This window comes from Ignatzschineria sp. LJL83 (assembly GCF_054871845.1).
Map to the genome: position 1 here is coordinate 1 of NZ_JBTXLY010000022.1, position 21,371 is coordinate 21,371.

A 21,371-nucleotide genomic window follows, 5' to 3' on the forward strand; every position below is an offset into this window, starting at 1 on the left:
AGCGCTATGGTACCACCTGATCCCATCCCGAACTCAGAAGTGAAACGTAGCTGCGCCGATGGTAGTGTGGGAGATCCCATGTGAGAGTAGGTCACCCCCAGGGTTTAATTTGAGAAGCCTCTAGTTCTAACGAACTAGAGGCTTTTTCTTTGTCTGGAGGAAAATAGGCAAAGGGAAAAGAGAAAAGAGAAAGCCTGTACCACTTGAAAGATTTGGGAGTGATCTTGGATAGAGAGGAGGTTCTCGGATGTCGTTATAGCTATGTATTGTTTGATAACTTATTGTTATAAGATATAATCATTTTTGAATTTCAATATATTTTAGGATTATTAATAATGATCAAACGATTTGGGTTATTTGTTTTGACGAACATTGCTATTTTGGCAATTATGACTATTGTTTTTGGAGTGTTACAATTCTTAGGAATTATTCCTGAAGGTGGAACATCTACTTATACCGGTCTATTTATTTTTTGTTTAATTTGGGGAATGGGCGGATCGATTATTTCACTCATGCTTTCTAAATGGATGGCAAAACGTTCCATGGGTGTTCATATTATTGAAACTCCTCAAACAGAATTTGAAGCATGGTATGTCGGTGTTGTAACTCGCCAAGCACAGGTTTTAGGAATTAAAACGCCAGAGATCGGTATCTTTGAAGACCCCAATCCTAATGCATTTGCTACAGGTGCAACGAAGAACTCTTCTCTAGTTGCGATTAATACAGGGCTTATTAATGCGATGAATAAAGATGAGCTTGAAGCTGTGATCGGTCATGAAATGGCGCACGTGGCCAATGGAGATATGGTTACGATGATGCTATTACAAGGGATCATCAATGCCTTTGTTATGTTCTTTGCAAGAATTATCGCAAGAGTTGTCGCTTCTCAGGTAAGAGATGAACTTGCGGGAATTGTCTATTTTGCAACGACGTTTATTTTACAAATCGTATTTGGAATTTTAGCGAGTATGATTACTTCAGCATTTAGCCGTTATCGCGAATATCGAGCAGATGAAGGGGGTGCAAAACTTACCTCAAATACACAAATGGCAGCAGCGCTTGATGCTCTGAAACGAGTTTCAGCACCGGCAGATTTGGAAGGAGAGTTTGCGGCATTTGGGATTAGTGGAAAGTTTGGACATCTATTTAGTACACATCCACCGTTAGATAAACGTATTGAAGCTTTACAACAATTCAGATCTTAGTGAATAATTGCCTATAAAGGTTAACTCCCTTTTGCTAAACCCTTCCTAGAGTTTTTTTAGGAAGGTTTTTTTTATGATTGGTAGATTACATTAACGAGATAATTATCTTTGTGTCTGTTTTTCAATTTTTGCATTACTTTTTGCAAAGCGTTCTTTGGCTTGTTGATCGAGTTGTAGTGCTTCACAAACTTGAAGATTCTCAGTAACGAAGTCAGCCCAAGGGGTATCGCTGTAATGTAAGCGATATTGTGTTTGAATATTACAGATATCCGGGCGAGTTTCATAAATCCCGCAGTGATTTGTTGTTTCATCTAAATGCATACAAACACCATCGCCTCGATCGAACTCTTTTAACTCTTCTGCAAGATGAAGATATTTGCAACAAGCACCACAGCTTGTACAGGGAAAAAATAGCAGTTGATCAGTTGAATTAGGCATAAGATCTCTTTTGATAAAACTTGAGGTTGAACATCACGTTAAGTTGAAACCTATTCTAATATAAGGATGCTTAACAAGATAATACTATCTTACCTCTTTATGAAAAGAGGATTTGCGTAGAAAGAACCCGTAGGGCTTTTCTTGTTTTCAGAGGGATGTGGTAAACTTCTATATTGCGAAAAAATAGTATAAATGAGGTAGTTGTGAGTAGAGGACCAAGACGAGGAAGAGGCAGACGCAATCGCGTTCCTGCTGAGCCAATTACAGTAGCGATTCATGATTTAGCACATGATGGTCGTGGTGTTGCCAAAATTGATGAGAAAGTCATATTTGTGGATGGTGCACTTCCTGGTGAGGAAGTTGTCGCAAATTATACGAAAGTCAAAAAAGAGTATGATGAAGCGCAAGCGACAGAAGTGTTAAAAGCTTCCGCTGATCGTGTTGAACCATTTTGTGATGCATATGGCGTTTGTGGTGGTTGCCGTTTACAACATTTAGATGCAGATCGTCAGATTGATTTCAAATCAGAACAATTGAAATCAAATCTTGCAAGACAAGCAGGTTTAACTGAATATGAGCACCTTCCAAATCTTCGTGGCGATTCACAAAACTACCGCTTTAAAGCGCGCTTAGGCGTGAAAAATGTGCCGGCAAAAGAACGTGTGCTTGTTGGTTTTAGAGAGCGTTTAACACCGTATATTGTCGATATGCATCGTTGTCCTATTTTGGAGAAGAAGATTGATTCACTCATTGATCCGCTTTCTGAAATGATTGGTAAGCTATCGATTGCCTCTAAATTACCGCAGATTGAAGTTGCGGTGGGCGACAATTCTCATGCACTTAGTTTTCGAGTGCTAGAAGAACCGACGCCGGAAGATATCGAGATCTTAAAAGCGTTTGAAGAAGTGCATGATCTTATTATCTATCTTCAGCCTGGAAATGAATCCACAACTGTCGCACTTTCAGAACGTGGTGCTTCTGATCAAGCATTGCATTACAGCTTATTAGATAATCTGACACTTTACTTCAAGCCATATCATTTCACGCAAGTAAATCCTGCGATGAATAACAAGATGGTCAAACAAGCACTCGATCTTTTAGATCTCAAAGGCGATGAAAAAGTATTAGATCTATTCTGTGGTCTTGGAAACTTCACACTCGCACTGGCAACGAAAGCAGGTAGCGTGATTGGTGTTGAAGGCGATAAGAGTTTAACGGATTGGGCAGGGCGAAATGCGACATTTAATAATATTGAAAATGTAGATTTCCACTGTGCGGATTTAACACAAGATCAGAAAGATGCACCGTGGATGAACCAAAAATATGATGCGATTTTAATCGATCCACCAAGATCAGGTGCGATTGAGATGATGCCATATTTAGGTGCATTAGCGCCGGAGAAAATCTTATATGTTTCTTGTCATCCGGCAACGCTTGCAAGAGATCTTGCGGTATTAACGAAAGAATATGCTTATGAATTAGTATCTGCCGGCGTGATGGACATGTTCCCGCACACGGCACATGTTGAATCTATGGCGTTATTGGTTCGTAAAGATACAGAGTAATAGATAAATCAACGATTAAATCAATCATTTTGCGATATAATCAATAGCAGATATATAAATAGCGGGGATAATACGTTCATTGAATTAACGATTATCTTTTCTATTTAATAATGATAATAGAGAAAGGGGATAGAATTGCAGATCCCCTTTTCTGATTTTAAGGAGTTCTCAAACGATGCGACCATTTAAGAATATATTGATCTACAAATTTGATGAACCCATTGAGTTCGATGCTTTCATGCTTGAAGAGATGCTTGCACAATATCCCTTGCGAGATTGTGGGCAAGATGAATTAGAAACGTATGGCTGGTTACCGGCATTTTCCCAAGGCGAAAGTCTTGTGGAAGAGATGAACAATGCGTACTTTATTCGACTTGGCATGGAGCTGAAAAAGCTTCCTCGTAGAGCGATTCAAACAGCCGTTGAAAAACGTGCTCGTGAGCATGATATTGATATTATGAATCGCGCTCGTTATAAAGAACTCGAAGAAATTATCACCAATGAATTTATCTCAAAAATCTATCCTGAGCAGAGCTCGATGATGGCATATATCGATAAAGAGAAAGGCTGGTTAGTGGTCGATGCCACAAGTGAAAAGAAAGCGTCACTTGTGACAGCAGTACTAAGAAAAAGCTTAGGTTCATTGCCGGTAGTTGGTTATGCGCCACAAGTAGAAATCCCGCTTTTGATGACAGATTGGGTACGAAGCGGTTTGCCTTCTGAAAAATTTGGTTTCTTAGATGAAATCGAGATGAAAGAATTGTCGAAAGATGAAGGTGGAACAGCTCGCTATCGTGGGATTCCAATGGATTCAAAAGAGATTGAGCTCAATATTGGTGAAGGTTGGAGCGTGACAAAACTCGGGCTTTCTTATGAAGATATCGTCACATTCTCTTTGGGCGATGATTTTATCTTAAAACGTGTTCGTTATTTAGATCAGTTCCAAGAGAAACTTGAATTGAGCGAAGATCAAAATGCCGTAGCGCAGTCGAATGCGTATCTATTAGCCGATACGCTACGTTCTTTAATGCTCGATCTTTATAATATCTGCTATGATCGCGGAGAAGAAGCATCACAGTAAAAGCACAAGCAAAAGAAATGCCGGCGATTTTTTCCGGCAATCATGCATGTTTTGCATTTTAGAGAATGCGTTACTCAATGAATAGAGTTTCAACGAATATCGTTTCGAAAAGTAGTTAAAGTAGTTTCAATAATATCCATATCTATTGTGAGATACTCGCATTAGAAAGATCACAAAATCGGATCACAAGATTACAAAGTTATTCTTAATTTTTATAAAAAGAGTCAATCATTATGAGTAAAAGTCACTATACATCGAGTTCTATTGAAGTTCTTTCAGGGCTCGATCCTGTACGAAAACGTCCCGGAATGTATACCGATACCAGTCGTCCGAATCATATTTTACAAGAAGTGATTGATAACTCAGTGGATGAAGCGCTTGCCGGACACGCAACGGAAGTGACGGTCACGCTCTATAAAGATGGCATGCTCGGCGTGAAAGATAATGGGCGCGGAATGCCAATTGATATTCATCCTGAACACGGCGTAAGCGGTGTTGAGCTGATTTTAGCGACGCTTCATGCCGGCGGAAAATTTAATAGTGATAACTACCAATACTCCGGCGGTTTGCACGGCGTTGGCGTTGCGGTTGTGAATGCGCTCTCGAAATCGCTCGAAGTGATTGTGAATCGTGATAGTGAGATTCATCGAATCACGTTTGCCGATGGTTACAAAGCAACAGATTTAGAGGTGATTGGTCAGGTTGGTAAAAATAATACCGGTACTGAAATCCGCTTTTTGCCGGATGAAACCTACTTTGATACGCCGAGAATTGCCAAAAAAGCATTATGCGATCTTCTAAAAGCAAAAGCGATTCTATGCGCAGGTTTGAAAATCACGCTCATTGATGAACATGCGAAAGAAGAAGAGCGAGTGACTGTTTGGCGTTATGAATCTGGAATTGAAGAGTATCTCTATGAAGCGTTAAAAGAGATCGACTATTTACCGAAAGAGATTATTTTCGGCGAATCCAAAGGCGATGGCGAAGAAGTAATTTGGGGCTTAGCCTGGAGCGAAGTAGGTCCGCCAGTAATGACGGAAAGCTATGTGAATCTGATTCCCACGATTCTGGGCGGAACGCATATTAACGGACTGAAATCGGGATTAACCGAAGCGCTACGAGATTTCTGTGAACAACGAAGCCTACTTCCTCGCGGTGTTCGTATTACGCCGGAAGATACGTTTTCACACTTGAACTTTTTGCTCTCTGTGAAAATGCAAGAACCGCAGTTTTCAGGGCAAACGAAAGAGCGTTTAAGTTCAAGAAGTATCGCAAGTTTCATTAATAGTGCGATTAAAGACTTCTTTATTTTATGGCTCAATAAGCATGTGGAAGAAGCAGAAGCGATTGCGGAACTTGTGATTTCTACGGCGCAAGCCCGACTCAAAAGCTCTAAAGCAGTTGTGCGTAAACGGGTTTCTCAAGGTCCTAAATTGCCGGGGAAATTAGCCGATTGTGTGAGCACCGATGTGAATGAAACAGAACTCTTTTTAGTAGAAGGGGATTCTGCCGGCGGTTCTGCAAAACAAGCGAGAGATCGTGATACGCAAGCGGTGATGGCGCTTCGTGGGAAAATCCTTAATACATGGGAAGTTTCCACGAGCGAGATTTTAGCATCGAGCGAAATTCATGATATTTCTGTCGCAATCGGCGTTGATCCTAATGATGAAAAGCTCGATGAACTTCGTTACGGTAAAATCTGTATCTTAGCGGATGCGGATTCAGACGGATTACATATTGCGACGTTGATCTGCGCGTTATTCCTGAAACACTTCCCAAAACTTGTGGAAGCGGGGCACGTATTTGTGGCGCTTCCGCCTCTTTATCGAATCGATATCGGCAAAGAAGTCTTTTATGCCCTCGATGAAGCGGAAAAAGAAGCGATTTTGAAAAAGCATGAAAATAGCCGAGGTCAAAAATCGGTTACTCGCTTTAAAGGATTGGGGGAAATGAATCCGATCCAACTTCGTGAAACAACCATGAGTGCCGACACTCGCCGATTAGTACAATTAGTTGTGCCGGAAATCGAAGTGAAAGAAGTGAGCGAACATGGCGAAATTCTCGATTTCGTCATTGAAGAAATTGATATGGATGCGCCGGAAGATCCGATGGAAGTGTTCAACAAACTTCTTGCGCGTAATCAACGCCATGAACGCAAAGAGTGGATTGAGAGTAAGCATTTCCATCAGGAAGTGTAGCAGTATCGATTGATCACTTTTCTAGTGAGAAACATCTACCCATATCTATCCTAATACCTGCCTATACTGATAGTTTCGGTATTAGGAATTAAGAAGAAAGAACTGTTGTATGATGCAATAGCTCTTTTTTTGTGCAGGATAAATTTGTCTTTCACATGTTGATCCTCTATATCTGAAAGGTCGGTAATTTTTATCCAGAAATCGGGTTCAAAAGTTCAATTCCCGTGCTAGCTATATGAATTTTTTTTGAAATTTTTTTGAAATTTTTGACTAAATAACGATAAATCGATTCCTTTTAAGAATCTTGAAAAATTTCAGCTTATGATGAAGGAACTAAAAATTACTCAACCACAATAAGAATAGAAGCAATCTGGGTATTTCCTGACTCATCCTTTCGATTTTTTCGAATATGAAGATTGATGACGAGAATGGAGATTACTGAGAGATGCCGAAAGATTGCCAAACGAGGATATAGAACATGATACGATTCATTTTACGGCGCGTATTGGAAGCGATTCCAACGTTACTCGTGCTGATTACGATCTCATTTTTTATGATGCGATTAGCACCGGGAAGCCCATTTTCTGGCGACCGAATGTTGCCAGCGGAAGTATTGGCGAATATCGAAGCGCAATATAATCTCAATGCACCGCTGTATGAGCAATATTTTGATTATCTCAAACAGCTACTTCACGGAGATTTAGGACCTTCTTTTCGGTATCGGGATTATACGGTGAATGAGCTGATTGCGACGCACTTTCCCACTTCTGCCAAATTAGGATTAGCGGCATTTATCGTTGCCGTTACCGTGGGAACCACTGCCGGTGTGATTGCGGCGCTGAAGCAAAATAGCTTTTGGGATTATTGTGTGATGAGTTTAGCGATGACCGGCGTTGTCATTCCGAACTTTGTCGTGGCGCCATTATTGATTCTGATTTTTGCAATCACGTTACATTGGCTTCCGGCGGGCGGTTGGTACGGCGGAAAATGGCAATATATGCTTCTGCCGATGATTGCATTATCACTTGCTTATATTGCGAGCATTGCGCGTATTATGCGAAGTTCGATGATCGAAGTTTTGAATTCTAATTACATTCGTACGGCAAAAGCGAAAGGATTGCCGATGTCGAAAATTATCTTCAAACATGCATTAAGACCGGCATTTCTACCTGTTTTATCCTATTTAGGACCGGCATTTGTCGGCATTATTACCGGCTCTTTGGTCATCGAATCTATTTTTGGATTACCGGGAATTGGTACGCTGTTTGTTGATGGTGCGCTCAATCGAGATTATTCAACGGTGTTAAGTGTGACGATTTTGGTCGGCGGTTTAACGATTCTATTCAATATGATTGTGGATATTTTATATGCCGTAATCGATCCGAAAATTCGTTATTAGGAGGCGATGATGAACGTTATTCCAAAGTCTCAACAAGATGCCGTGAAAAGTTTTTCAGAAAATGTTGCCGAAAGCACGAATATTGCCGGCAGAAGTTTATGGCAAGATGCACGGCGCCGATTTATGCATAATAAAGCCGCGATGGTGAGCCTATTCGTGTTGGCTTGTATTGCGCTTTTTGTGATTTTCGCACCATTTTTTTCAGAGTATAGTTATGATCACACGGATTGGGGAATGATGAGCCATCCGCCGGATCGAGAATCGGGACACTTTTTAGGAACGGATTCTAACGGGCGAGATATTTTTGTGCGCATTGCTGTGGGTGGCAGAATTTCCCTCTTAGTCGGAATCTCGGCGGCATTTGTTGCCGTGATTATGGGCACATTTTATGGTTCTGTTTCCGGATATCTCGGCGGAAAAGTCGATTCGCTTATGATGCGACTGTTAGAAATTTTAAACTCATTTCCCTTTATGTTCTTTGTGATTTTACTTGTCACTTTTTTTGGAAAAAATCTCTTTCTCATCTTTTTAGCGATCGGCATGGTTTCTTGGCTCGATATGGCGAGAATCGTGCGTGGACAAACCCTCAGCCTTAAAAATCGGGAGTTTATCGAAGCCGCAAGAGTTTCCGGCGTTTCGATGCCCGGTATTATCTTCCGGCATATTGTGCCAAATGTGCTCGGCGTTGTAGTGGTATACGCATCTTTATTAGTACCGAGCATGATTTTGTTCGAATCCTTTTTGAGTTACTTGGGATTAGGTGTGCAAGAACCGATGAGCAGTTGGGGATCGCTCTTAGCCGATGGTGCAAACTCAATGGAAGTGGCGCCTTGGTTACTAATTTTCCCGGCGTTATTTCTCATTTGTACGCTATTTTGTTTCAACTTTATTGGCGACGGGCTAAGAGATGCGCTCGATCCAAAAGATCGATAGGAGGAAATCATGAGTGAATTATTATTAGATGTAAAAGATTTGAATGTCACTTTTAAAACGCCCGATGGCATCGTCACGGCGGTCAATGATCTCAATTTTTCTCTGCAAAAAGGCGAAACATTAGGAATTGTAGGGGAATCGGGTTCTGGAAAATCTCAAACCGCATTTGCGCTCATGGGATTACTGGCCAAAAATGGCTCGATTTCCGGTTCGGCAAAATTTGCCGGGAATGAGATTTTGAATCTGAAAGGAAAAGCACTGAATCGACTGCGAGCGGAAGAGATGGCGATTATCTTTCAAGATCCGATGACCTCTTTGAATCCATATATGAAAGTCGGCGAACAGCTGATGGAAGTTTTACGATTTCATAAAGGCTTAAAGCGAAAAGCGGCATTTGAGGAGTCTGTCAGAATGCTCGATGCCGTAAAAATGCCGGAAGCGAGAAAGAGAATGGGAATGTATCCCCATGAATTTTCCGGTGGTATGCGTCAAAGAGTGATGATTGCGATGGCGCTGTTATGTCGTCCTAAATTACTGATTGCCGATGAGCCCACAACGGCGCTTGATGTGACAGTGCAAGCGCAGATCATGGCGCTTTTGAATGATCTTAAACGAGATTTTGGCACAACGATTATTATGATCACCCATGATTTAGGCGTAGTTGCCGGCATTTGCGATAAAGTTTTAGTGATGTATGCCGGTAAAACTATGGAATATGGTAGCGTTCAGGATATTTTCTACGAGCCGAGCCATCCTTATACTATGGGATTATTAAAAGCGATTCCCACATTGAATCACGATACTGAGGAACTTTACGCCATTGCCGGCAATCCTCCGAATTTACTGCACTTGCCGGCAGGCTGCCCTTTTAGTCCGCGTTGTGATTGGCGAGAATTAGAATGTCATGAAATTCCGCAATTAGAGCCTTTCGGCAATGATCGTTTGCGCGCGTGTTTTAGAAATCGTAAGGAGCTGATGGCATGACAGAAATCATTCAAACATCTTTAGGGCAAACTCCTGCAACAAATGCCGGCAAAGCGTTGTTAGAGATTCAAAATTTAAAAGTCTATTTCCCGATTCGAGAGAAGAAACAATATTTTTGGGAAAAACCCCATCAGCTCAAAGCAGTAGATGGCGTGAGTTTTGTATTGCATGAAGGAGAAACCCTCGGCGTTGTGGGAGAATCGGGTTGTGGAAAATCAACTTTAGCAAGGGCTATTATCGGTTTAACGCCGGCGACAGAAGGTTCTATCTCTTGGCTTGGTAAAGAGATGTTGCATGCGAATAAAAAAGAGCTGCAAAACTTTCGTAAAGATATTCAGATGATCTTCCAAGATCCGCTGGCATCGCTCAATCCTCGCATGACGATTGGCGATATTATCGCGGAACCTTTAAAAGCACATTACCCAAAGCTCACGAAAGCAGAGGTAACGGAAAAAGTAGAATCGATGATGACGAAAGTCGGTCTGCTTCCTAATGTCATTAATCGCTATCCGCACGAATTTTCCGGCGGACAATGTCAGCGAATCGGCATTGCACGTGCTCTGATTTTGGAACCGAAAGTCGTGATTTGCGATGAACCTGTTTCGGCGCTTGATGTTTCCATTCAGGCACAAGTGATTAATCTGCTTCAATCTCTGCAAAAAGAGATGGGATTATCTTTGATTTTTATTGCTCATGATTTAGCTGTGGTTAAACATATTTCCGATCGAGTTTTAGTGATGTATTTGGGAAATGTGATGGAACTTGGAAGTAAAAAAGATGTTTATGACCATACAAAACATCCTTACACCAAAGCGCTCATGCAAGCGGTGCCAATTCCTGATCCGAATCTTGAACGTGAAAAGCATGTGGATCTACTAGAAGGTGATCTACCATCGCCGATTAATCCGCCATCGGGTTGTGTATTTCGAACAAGGTGCCAAGAGGTTGTTGCAGAATGTGAAAACATCAAACCATCTTTAATAGGTGAAAATCATAAAGTGGCTTGTTTGTTAGATTAGTATTGAAAGGTGGATATTTCGCAATATATTTTATATTTCAGACTTGAAAACAAAATAGGAAACACCATTTTATCCCTGTAATAGACAGCCTTCTGTGAGCAACTATTGATTAGAAGATAACCGCTTTGTGTTTTCTTGTGCCGGCTAATCTTTCTAGTTTTGAATGATAAAAATACAATAATTCTATAGAAATAGAAATTCTCAAAATCATTACCGTTACTAGTTTTTGAGAATTGTGAGTAGGTTAGGTGTGATTTTTAGGGAAATTTTGTCGAAATTTTATTGACATTCACAGGGCTGTTGCGTATATTTTGCTCGCCTTAAGTGTAAATTAATTAAAAGAAACGTTTGATATATTAAATGAATATATAAAGATAATTTTTGATGAAATTGTTTAGGGTGTTTAAATTTTTAACATCATTTTTCAAATGGTAGGAATCTAATTATGAAAAACTTTAAACAACACGCTTTAGTGGGTTTATTTGCAGCTTCTACAATGTTTGCAGGACTTGCTCATGCACAAACTCAAACGATTAAAGGAACAGTGGATGTTCGTTTAGCGATTATTGAGTCTTGCAAGATTGAAGGCGGTGGAGATGTGAAACCTGGCGAAACTGCAAAGTTAGGTGTTTTAGACTTTGGGGTTCATGCAATTGATGCATCTGGCCCGGTTGATGCCGGTGATGGTACTGCCAACACTGGTTTAAACATTGGGATCACTTGTAACGAAGATTATCCTAACTTCAAAGTAACTTTAGTAAATTCTGATAATCCTAATGAAGGCTCAGGTGCTCGTGCTTTGAATCACGTTGGCGGCGCAAGTGCTGTGCCTTACAAGGTGTTTTCAGACTCCGCAAAAGCAAATCTTCTTGAAGATGGCGCAGTTGTGGCAACAGGAATGGTTGGCGGCACAAAAACAGAGTTTTCACTTTTTGGTGAAGCTCAGTTAGATGGTCAGCAATCAGCAGGTCGTTACACGGATGTATTGAACTTTGAAATCGCATTTTAATGAAGCTTTTTTATTAACAAGTTTTACGAAAAGAGTTCATTAAGATGATGATCATAAAAAATGCCAAATGGCTGAAAATTGGGTTGTTTGGCATTTTCTTAATATTCAATATGGCACAAGGCGCATGTAATGATTCGCCGGGAACAAGTTGCACGATTCAAGTTAGCGCAAGAGTTGAGCAAGGATGCTTGATGAATGATGTTATCGTTCGATCAGCGGAAGATATCGGTCAATTAGGTACCTTAAATTTTGGAACGTTCCATACAAGCGATAGCGGCATTAAAGAAGCGGTATTTTCTCAAACTGCGAATTTCAATTTGAAATGTACGCCGGGAACAACCGTATCAATGTCCATAGATGCCGGTGAAAATGAATCCCGCCGAATGAAACATCGTGATCAATATATTCCATATCGTCTTTTTAAAGATGCCGGTCGTTTACAAGAAATCGGCATTGATCAGAATATTGCACTGCCATTTGATTCCACAGGGAATGTGGCAATCTCTTTTTACGGCGAAGCGGCACTAGAAGCAAATATGGGTGCCGGCGTTTATCAAGATACGCTCATTGTGACGTTCAGCTATTAGTATTGAGAGTATTGAGAGTATTGAGGATTTTAATAGAATTTTTGGGGCTTGAATGCCTCTTTAAATTTCCTCAAATATCTCATGTTATTCGCTCTGTTCAGTCTGTAATCGTTCAATCCGTAATGATTAATCGTTAATTTATAATCGAGGTTTTATATGATGAAGAAAATCACGTTGTTTTTTCTCATTCTTGGCGCACTTTTTATGAATATGAGTAACGCTGCAAATCTATTAATTTGGCCAACCAACCTGCATTTAGAGAATAAAGAAAAATCTGCGGCATTATGGATTGAAAATCGTGGGCAATCAGTACAAGTATTACAGGCAAGAGTCTATCTTTGGCATCATAAAGATGGGAAAGATGAGCTTGTACCACAATCGAATTTTATGGTAAGTCCACCAATGGCAAAAGTGGCGCCGGGGAAAAAGCAGCTCTTTAGAATTGTGAATAGAGCCGGCGTTCTGGCAAATACGATGCATCATTATCGTGTGATCGTCGATGAAGTGCCGCAAAAGGCTAATGTCAATCAAGAATTAGAAAATGAATTGCATCAAGGTGTTCAGTTCCAATTTCGTTATTCCATTCCGCTCTTCGTATATGGTCAAGGATTATCTAACAATGCGCGTCAAAAGCTTTCTGTGAATGAATTGGTGAGCAAGCTTTCATGGAATGTGGTGAAAGAGAATGGCAAAACGGTTCTCAAGATGAAAAATAACTCGCCGTACTATATGAATGTGTCGAGCTTAACGCCGGAAAAAAACTTAGATAGTGATATTGGCGGATATCTATTGCCAAATAGTAGCCGTGAATGGGATGTGCCAAATACGATTCAAGAGACATTATATGGTCGTATTAATAATGAGCCGGAAAAGGTTTTAATTAAGCCATAAACAAGACTAAGGTGACAATCCAAAACACCGAAAAGAAATTCTATATCTATATCAGTTTTGCTGATCTTTCAATCGATAAATCAGTAAAAGTATAGGGTTTCTTTAGATATAAAAGAGATTGATTATTCATTAATCAATACAAATTCAATACTCACAACACAAAAATAGATGAAATGTAAAAACAGTCTACAAGCTGGCACAAACATCATTATAAAAATACAAACATCTAAAAAAACTAAAAACAAACATCAAAAAATAACTACTAAAAATGATGTTTCTCGGGAATTTTCTTAACAAACTAACAATCGGATAGGGATACTGATGTTACGTTCTATCGCACAATATATATTGAAAGCGATTATTGGGGTTGGGATTCTAGTACCTGCATCTGCCGATGTGCCTGATCAAAATATGGAGCTTTTTTTGGAGCTTACCGTCAATGGTGTTCCCACGTATCATCTTGCCTTAGTGGATTATCAAAAACCTTACTTCTATATTAATGAAGGGGATTTGAGCGAAACGCCGATTGTATTAAGTGAGATGGGCGATATCAAATCAGGGCAACGGATTCCCATTAATAAATATAAAGAGGTAACTGTTCATTACAATGAAGAATTGCAGACGTTAGATATTGATGTGCCGGCAAGTTGGCTTCCAAGACAGCAAGTGGGAAGCGTCAGAGAAGCATTAGATGCGAAACGAAGCACCGGCGCATTACTCAATTACGATAGTTATCTTTCTCATTCTCATGGCAAAACGAATCTTAATATTTGGAATGAAGTTCGTGGATTTGGGGATTTTGGCACCTTTAGTAGCTCCGGAACGTTTCAAACGAATGTGGGCGGAAGCCAGAGCAATGCCAATCGTTACCGGCGTTATGATACTTATTGGGAATATTCCAATGAGGAGAAACTCTACACCGTTAGAGCCGGTGATTTAATCACAAGACCGCTCACATGGAGTAGCGCCGTAAGATTGGGCGGTATTCAGCTTTCTCATAACTTTAGTTTAAGACCCGATCTCATTACTTATCCATTGCCGGAATTTAGCGGAGAAGTCGGTGTGCCATCGACCTTAGATCTATTAGTGAACGGCAATAAACAATATAGTCAGAATTTAAATCCCGGTCCTTACGATGTGAATCAGGTCACGCATTTAAACGGCGCCGGCGAAGCCGTTGTGGTAACCACGGATGCGCTTGGCAGAACCGTGAGCGTGAATGTGCCATTTTATGTGACGTCTCGTTTGCTGAAAAAAGGGCTATTTGATTACACCGTGAGCGCCGGATCGCTAAGAGAGCATTATGGACAGAAAAATTTCTCTTATAGCCGTTACGCTATTGATAGTAGTTTGCGCTACGGTTTAACGGATGAATGGACGTTGGAAGCTCATGCAGAAATGGGAACTTCTCTGCAAGTAATCGGTGCCGGCATTGTCACGAATGTGGGGAGAATTGGTTTGATTAATGCTTCTCTTATGGCAACAAATTACCAAGGAAAAATAGGAAATCAGCTCTATTTAGGATATGAATATGTTCATCCGCAATTTGGCGTTCGAGCAAGTTATCGTAAACGGAGTCAAAATTATCGAGATATTGCGAGCATGGATAGTAATAGCGATATGGATACAGAATCGATGCAGATCTCCTTTAATAAAAGCTTTGCAGAGTTCGGGAATATGAGTATTGGCTACTTTTCTAATAAAACTCGGGATAATGCAAGACAAAATAGTGTGAGCTTAGGCTGGAGCAAATCTCTGAAAGAGTATGGTTCTGTCTATGCGTATGTGAATCGCTCTAACGATAGAAGTAATCGTTGGACGGCATCTGTTCAATGGTCGATTCCAGTGGGAATGTTTAGTAGTTTATCGGCATCTGCGAATAAAAATGATAACAACCAAGATAATTACTCGCTCAATTACAGCCGAACGGTACCAAGCGATGGTGGGATTGGCTGGCGCATGAATTACAATCACTATAATAACCAAGATGATTACTACAACGGCGCGTTACTGTATCGTAATGAGAAATTTGAATTGGATGGCGGTTTCTACGGCACTCGTAAAGATCAAACTTATTGGGCAGATTTATCAGGTGCGCTTGTTTTCTTAGATGGACAAGTGATGGCTTCAAATCAAGTGAATGATTCCTTTGTACTTGTGTCAACAGATGGCGCACCCGATGTGGATGTGAAGTTTGAAAATAGGGTCATTGGAAAAACGAATAAAGATGGCTATCTCTTAGTGTCAAAAGTGCCGTCATATTACGATGCAAAATATGAGATTGATGCCTTAGGTTTACCTTTTAATATGCAAGCACCGACTTTAGAGCAGAAAGTTGCCGTAAAAACCGGCGGTGGATATACCTTAGAATTCCCCGTAGAAACCACAACACCGATGACTTTAATATTGACGGATCGCTCCGGAGAAGTGATAGAGATCGGTTCGCATGTGGTGACAAATTACGGCGAAGAGTCTTATGTGGGTTGGGATGGCATTGTCTTTTTTGAATATTTAGAAGAAGAAAATACGTTAACCGTTGCATTGCCGGAAGGTGGACGCTGTGAAACCAAAGTATCGCTATTAGATAATGCAGAAGCCAATCAAGAAGAAGGCATTGTGCATTTGGGCAGTTATGAATGTCTTTAGGAGATTTTATGAGCCGAATAATGATGAATAATACAACAGTATTGGGAAGCATCTTTAAGAGAATATCCATTATCTCAATATTGATGTTGATGACGATGACGGCAACATTGGCTTGTACCGTGAATCAGAATATTGGGATGAATTTTGGAAATGTTACCTCTGAAGATATCGCAAATTATAATCAGGAAACAGAAACAAGCTCTCCAGGATTAAAGTGCAAAGGAGCGCTTGTGGGTTTGTTATATGAGAGCGATGTGAAAATGGGGATTTATGCATCTTCGAGTAATTTTTCCTTAGTAAATCCTTCAGGTAATTACACAATCCCTTATACACTTTATTATGATAAAGAGCGGACAATGCCGGTTCAAGTTGGAGATGAGACTAGCTTGAGAAAAATAGGGCTGTTAGATCTCTTAGGATTATTCGGGGGAAGAGATATAGATATTAATCTTTACGGTAGAATTCACGCAATGCCAGGACATATGCTGAATGCCGGTAGATATCAAGATACCGTATCTATTAATTGGCGCTGGGATATTTGCCCAGGTGTTGCGTTAACGCCTTTAATTTGCATTGGAATACCATCTAAAGGTACGGGACAAACAGTCTTAACTGTGGAATTAATCATTACGGAAGATTGCCGTATTTACGCTGATAATATTGATTTCGGAACCTCTCCTTTTTCCTCAACTTTTGATGCAAAAACCGGCACGATTCGTATTACTTGCACCGGCGGTGTTGAGAATTATACAGTTGGCTTAAGTGAAGGACGAAATTTTGCCGGCACAAGACAAATGCGCTCCGGCAGTGATACGCTCGCTTATGAAATCTATAAGGGAGATAACGGCGGAGAAGTCTGGGGTAATCAGGGAAGCGCAAGAAGAAAGAGCGGAGAATCAGATGCAATTGTGGGCGCACGAAGCGGACAATCCCGAGTATTTCGCTATAAAGCAGAAGTGATTCCCGGACAAGAAGATAAACCCGTCGGCTTATATACCGATGATGTCGTGATTGATATTACTTTTTAAAGACATTATTGAAGCCTCTTTAAAGTCACTTTAAAACGTTCGGCATCGTTTTTTGAGGAAGGTTTCGTTTATACTGTTGGGTCAATCTTTTGATTCATTTTATTTGTAGGATATTTAAATTCCATAATGATTCCTTTATCGCTCTACATTCATTTTCCTTGGTGCATTCAAAAGTGCCCTTATTGCGATTTTAATTCTCATAAAAATAATGAAGCGCTGTATGAACCGTATATGCGCACATTAATTGATGATGTCACGGAAATTTTGCCGTACATTTGGGGCAGAAATATCCATTCCATTTTTATTGGTGGCGGAACGCCGAGCTTAATGCCACCGAAATTGTTGGATCAGTTTTTTAGTCAATTGCGCACGTTATTGAATTTTGATCCTAATATTGAAATCACAATGGAAGCGAATCCCGGTACGGTGGATAGTAGTTATTTCAAAGCATATCGAGAAATCGGCATTAATCGCCTTTCGATCGGCGTTCAGAGTTTGAATGATCTCCAGCTTGAAAAAATTGGGCGTATTCATTCGAGCGAAGAAGCGCTCAAAGCTTTTGAGATTGCAAGAAATGCCGGCTTTACCAATATTAATTGTGATCTCATGTTTGGATTGCCACTGCAAACGTTGGATGGCGCGTTGGCGGATCTTCAGGGAATCTTAGCGTTAAAACCAGAGCATATTTCTCATTATCAATTAACGTTGGAACCGAATACTTATTTTCATCGTTATGAGCCTGAATTGCCGGCAGATGAAGTGATTGAAGAGATGCAATTGCAGAGTTATGAGATTTTGGCAAAGCACGGTTATGAGCATTACGAAGTATCGGCATTTGCTCAGAAAGGGCGAGAAAGTCAGCATAATCGTAACTATTGGGAATTTGGGGATTATATCGGCATTGGTGCTGGCGCTCATGGCAAAATTACTATGATGAATAATCAGACTATTTTGCGCTCGCAAATGGAAAAGCATCCCCGAAGTTATGTGGAAAAAAGTGCGAAAGAGCGTTTAACGCTTACTGAGATTGCGCGTACAGATCTGCCGTTTGAATTTTTCCTCAATATTTTGCGCTTAAAGTCCGGCGTTCCCACGGCATATTGGCAAGAGCGAACGTTTTTGCCGGATTCAGAGATTGCCGGCTTTCTTGAAAAAAACCGGGAAAAAGGCTTCCTCATTCCTTCCAAAGAATGGATTACGCCGACCGAAAAAGGGCATCTTTTTGTGAATTCTATGCTAGAAGAATTTATCTAGTGATCAATCAGTTGCGTTAAATATCACGATTTAAATCTTGAAAAGATCAGGTAAGCCCTTATATTGAATGATAGTTGTAATTTCCTCAGTCAATATAAGGAGCTTGAAATAATGAGAGTAGGAAAACGATATTTAACGCAAGTTGGGGTGTTTTTAACGGCAACGATGATGTTGCTGGCCCAACAAGCATTCGCACAGCTTCCCGATTGGAGTAAGCTATTTGAAGATAATAAATCCGCTGTGGTCAGTATTACCACAGAAGGCACAGAGATTGTTCGTGGCGGTTTTTCGCCATTTGAAGGGTTTTCATTCGGGGGTAATTCCCCATTTGGCGATAATGATCCTTTTAGCTTTTTCTTCGGCAATGAGCCACAAAAAGAGCAAGAGAGAACAGTTCGTGGTGCGGGATCAGGATTCATTATTGATCGAGAAGGATATGTCATTACCAATGCGCATGTGATTGGCACTGCCGATAAAATCACGGTTCATTTAGATGACCGCCGAGAATTATCAGCAACTTTAGTCGGAATGGATGAAAAAACAGACGTTGCAGTTTTAAAGATTGATGCGGAAAAATTGCCGGTTGTGAAAATTGCCGATGTTTCTAAATTGAAAGTAGGGCAATGGGTGATGGCAGTTGGTTCGCCATTTGGGTTAGATTATACGGCAACGCAAGGTATCATCAGCTCGCTTGGACGTAATCTTCCAAATGATAACTTCACACCATTTATTCAAACGGATGCGGCAGTGAATCCCGGTAACTCCGGCGGTCCGCTCTTTAATACAGATGGCGAAGTGATCGGCATTAACTCACAAATCTATACAAGTACCGGAAGTTATGCTGGCGTGAGCTTTGCGATTCCCATTGATTTAGCAATGCATATCGTTGAGCAGATTCGTGAAGATGGAAAAGTATCTCGTGGTTGGTTAGGCGTTCAAATCCAAGAAGTAACGGCAACTTTGGCGGAAACATTTGATCTTGATAAGCCACAAGGTGCACTCATTGCAAGTATTGTGGCAGATAGCCCTGCTGATAAATCAGATCTTAAAGTGGGCGATGTGATTTTGAAGTTTAATGGACAAGAAGTGATCTCTTCAAGTCAATTGCCGGTATTAGTGAGCCGCGTGAAGGGCAATGAAGAAGTGAAACTTGAAGTGCTTCGTAATGGCAAACGTGAAACGATCAAAGTATTAATTGAAGCATTAGATGATGATGGCAGAAAATCTGCTTCTACAAAAAGTGCGTCGAGTAATGTTTTAGGTACAGCCGTTGAAAATACCAAAAGTGATTCAACTGTAAAAGGCGTGGTTATTACTCAAGTAGAAGAGGGTATTGGTCAGAAGGCTGGACTTGTGAACGGCGATATCATTACGCAAATTAACGGCATGGATATTACCGACATCAAAACATTTGATGAAGCCTTGAAAGCGACAGAGAAAAGTCCGGCACTTCGTGTATTGATCTATCGTCAAGGGAATCCATACTTTATTGCGATTCGTAAAAACTAAGTAAACGACATTCTTCGATGAAATATTCAAGAATGAGATAAAAGAAAAGAGTGTTATCGAAAGATAGCGCTCTTTTTTATTGGAAAGACACAAAATTTCTCGGCATTTTTTGGAAGATGGTTGTATTGTGATACCTACGAATGGGATATGCGATATTCCCAAGGTATTCGGTAATAGATCTACGGTCTTTAAATTGGTTCTATTTATTAGTGTTATTTACGATAAGTGATAGAACTGATAAGAACGTTACTACGAAGGTAAAAAGATGAAGGATCATCTTTAGGAAATTCTAAGTAGAATACTTTAAAAAATTTTATACGATTAAGTTGCAATGAAAGGTGCAATCATGAAAAAAATATTAACAATAGCAGGATCAGACTCAAGTGGTGGTGCGGGAATTCAAGCGGATCTTCGTACTTTTGCAAAGCATAACCTTTATGGTTTTTGCTCATTAACGGTGATTGTCACGATGGATCCTGATAATAACTGGGGTCATGGAGTATTTCCAATTGCCATTGAAACGATTGATGCACAGATCAAAACAGCGATTGATGGTGTTGGCGTAGATGCGATTAAGCTCGGCATGTTACCAACGCCGGAGATTATCTCGCATGTTGCAGAAAAATTAGAAGCGCTTCACGGCAAGCAACCAGTTGTAGTGGATCCTGTGATGGTTTGTAAAGGTGATAAGCCACTTTTCCCAGAACATGCAAAAGCGATTCAAACGGAACTTATCAAATACGCAACGGTGACAACGCCAAATCTCTTTGAAGCGGCGCAACTTGCCGGAATGGAAAAAATCAGCACGTATGATGAAGCAGTTTTAGCAGCAGAAAAAATCATGACATTAGGTTGTGGTGCGGTTGCGATTACAAATGTGGGTAGCTTAATGGAACCAAAAACATCAGGAGATCTCTATTATGATGGGGAAGAACTGCTTCTGATTGAGGGTGCGCATATTGATACACATCATACACATGGTTTAGGTTGTACTTTTGCAGCGCACGTTGCATCGAACCTTTGTAAAGGATTCTCTAAACGTGAATCAGTGGTATTAGCAAAAGATGCAATTCGTGCCGGCGTTAAGAAACACTTTGCGCTGAACCAGTATGTAGGTACGTTAGACTTTGAAGAGAGCTTTAATGTAAAAGCTTAACTCTACATATATAGATATAGACACATATATATATGTTGAATCTGCATCTGTATCTACGAGTTTAAAGTTTTAAAATAGGAGTTTTTGACGAAAAACGACTATTTTGAATAAAAAGAGCGATAGTTTTCTATCGCTCTTTTTGATTTTAGAAGGTTAATAACGGTTGTATTGATCTTTTTCGAAAATAATTCATCAATAATTCACTAATAAACATTCTATAAATCATGTATTTGAGTTGTTTGCTCAAAACAAGCGCAGAAGTTTACTTGCCAAAAAAAAATAAAGGCGTAATATACACCTTCTTGATTGACGGCAACGTTGAGAAAGGTTCGGAAGGAAGTAGGTTTTGATAGGTTTGTAGTTTGGGCTTATCGGTGAAAATTAGCTTCTCTCTTTTAAGTTTAAGTTCGGTTTTAGAGAAATTTTGAAATTGAATCAGTGCTTAAAAAGAGATCAAAAATAAAATTGA

17 protein-coding genes and 1 rRNA gene are annotated in these 21,371 nt (G+C 40.2%); 17 read left to right on the forward strand and 1 reads right to left on the reverse strand.

All coding sequences use genetic code 11. The features are described 5' to 3' along the window. Nucleotides 1-103, forward strand: a 5S ribosomal RNA gene (rrf, locus tag ACYSN2_RS10935); the annotation flags it as partial. Between the two features lie 232 nt (nt 104-335). Beyond that, on the forward strand, nt 336-1,205 hold the full coding sequence (htpX, locus tag ACYSN2_RS10940) for a protease HtpX (RefSeq protein WP_461750287.1): 870 nt from the start codon (nt 336-338) through the stop codon (nt 1,203-1,205). 102 nt (nt 1,206-1,307) lie between these two features. On the opposite strand, the gene ACYSN2_RS10945 is transcribed toward htpX, so the two are convergent. Then, nucleotides 1,308-1,643, reverse strand: a complete 336-nt coding sequence (locus tag ACYSN2_RS10945) for a YkgJ family cysteine cluster protein (protein WP_461750288.1) — start codon at nt 1,641-1,643, stop codon at nt 1,308-1,310. A gap of 203 nt (nt 1,644-1,846) precedes the next feature. On the opposite strand from ACYSN2_RS10945, the gene rlmD reads away from it, so the two are divergent. The 15 genes from rlmD to thiD all read left to right on the forward strand — a co-directional run bounded on the left by rlmD (nt 1,847) and on the right by thiD (nt 20,902). Beyond that, nucleotides 1,847-3,208, forward strand: a complete 1,362-nt coding sequence (gene rlmD / locus ACYSN2_RS10950; protein WP_461750289.1) for a 23S rRNA (uracil(1939)-C(5))-methyltransferase RlmD — start codon at nt 1,847-1,849, stop codon at nt 3,206-3,208. 175 nt (nt 3,209-3,383) lie between these two features. Further along, complete coding sequence (gene rdgC, locus ACYSN2_RS10955; protein ID WP_461750290.1) at nt 3,384-4,289, forward strand: recombination-associated protein RdgC; 906 nt, start codon at nt 3,384-3,386, stop codon at nt 4,287-4,289. A 233-nt stretch (nt 4,290-4,522) separates the two neighbouring features. Beyond that, nucleotides 4,523-6,487: a DNA topoisomerase IV subunit B gene (parE, locus tag ACYSN2_RS10960; RefSeq protein WP_461750291.1), complete on the forward strand. Its 1,965-nt coding sequence runs from the start codon at nt 4,523-4,525 to the stop codon at nt 6,485-6,487. 478 nt (nt 6,488-6,965) lie between these two features. Next, nucleotides 6,966-7,886, forward strand: a complete 921-nt coding sequence (oppB, locus tag ACYSN2_RS10965; RefSeq protein WP_461750292.1) for an oligopeptide ABC transporter permease OppB — start codon at nt 6,966-6,968, stop codon at nt 7,884-7,886. A 6-nt stretch (nt 7,887-7,892) separates the two neighbouring features. Beyond that, a complete protein-coding gene (gene oppC, locus ACYSN2_RS10970; RefSeq protein WP_461750293.1) occupies nt 7,893-8,819 on the forward strand; it encodes an oligopeptide ABC transporter permease OppC in 927 nt (308 codons plus the stop codon). A 9-nt stretch (nt 8,820-8,828) separates the two neighbouring features. Next, nucleotides 8,829-9,803: an oligopeptide ABC transporter ATP-binding protein OppD gene (gene oppD / locus ACYSN2_RS10975; RefSeq protein WP_461750294.1), complete on the forward strand. Its 975-nt coding sequence runs from the start codon at nt 8,829-8,831 to the stop codon at nt 9,801-9,803. Then, the gene (oppF, locus tag ACYSN2_RS10980; RefSeq protein WP_461750295.1) at nt 9,800-10,822 is read left to right on the forward strand and encodes a murein tripeptide/oligopeptide ABC transporter ATP binding protein OppF; all 1,023 of its coding nucleotides are present in this window, start codon (nt 9,800-9,802) and stop codon (nt 10,820-10,822) included. The genes oppD and oppF overlap by 4 nt, the downstream gene beginning before the upstream one ends. 445 nt (nt 10,823-11,267) lie before the next feature. Continuing rightward, the gene (locus ACYSN2_RS10985; RefSeq protein ID WP_461750296.1) at nt 11,268-11,831 is read left to right on the forward strand and encodes a Csu type fimbrial protein; all 564 of its coding nucleotides are present in this window, start codon (nt 11,268-11,270) and stop codon (nt 11,829-11,831) included. A gap of 44 nt (nt 11,832-11,875) precedes the next feature. Then, nucleotides 11,876-12,418 (forward strand): Csu type fimbrial protein, encoded by a 543-nt coding sequence (locus ACYSN2_RS10990; protein WP_461750297.1) that lies wholly within the window; start codon nt 11,876-11,878, stop codon nt 12,416-12,418. Between the two features lie 156 nt (nt 12,419-12,574). Further along, nucleotides 12,575-13,309, forward strand: coding sequence for a fimbrial biogenesis chaperone (locus tag ACYSN2_RS10995; protein ID WP_461750298.1), 735 nt, complete (start codon nt 12,575-12,577; stop codon nt 13,307-13,309). Between the two features lie 321 nt (nt 13,310-13,630). Beyond that, a complete protein-coding gene (locus ACYSN2_RS11000) occupies nt 13,631-15,955 on the forward strand; it encodes a fimbria/pilus outer membrane usher protein (RefSeq protein ID WP_461750299.1) in 2,325 nt (774 codons plus the stop codon). 8 nt (nt 15,956-15,963) lie between these two features. Continuing rightward, nucleotides 15,964-16,983: a Csu type fimbrial protein gene (locus tag ACYSN2_RS11005; RefSeq protein WP_461750300.1), complete on the forward strand. Its 1,020-nt coding sequence runs from the start codon at nt 15,964-15,966 to the stop codon at nt 16,981-16,983. A gap of 126 nt (nt 16,984-17,109) precedes the next feature. Next, nucleotides 17,110-18,237 (forward strand): radical SAM family heme chaperone HemW, encoded by a 1,128-nt coding sequence (hemW, locus tag ACYSN2_RS11010; RefSeq protein WP_461750301.1) that lies wholly within the window; start codon nt 17,110-17,112, stop codon nt 18,235-18,237. A 111-nt stretch (nt 18,238-18,348) separates the two neighbouring features. Beyond that, nucleotides 18,349-19,746: a Do family serine endopeptidase gene (locus tag ACYSN2_RS11015; protein ID WP_461750302.1), complete on the forward strand. Its 1,398-nt coding sequence runs from the start codon at nt 18,349-18,351 to the stop codon at nt 19,744-19,746. Between the two features lie 346 nt (nt 19,747-20,092). Next, entirely contained in the window at nt 20,093-20,902 is an 810-nt protein-coding gene (gene thiD, locus ACYSN2_RS11020) for a bifunctional hydroxymethylpyrimidine kinase/phosphomethylpyrimidine kinase (RefSeq protein ID WP_461750303.1), read from the forward strand. Nucleotides 20,903-21,371: the final 469 nt, after the last annotated feature.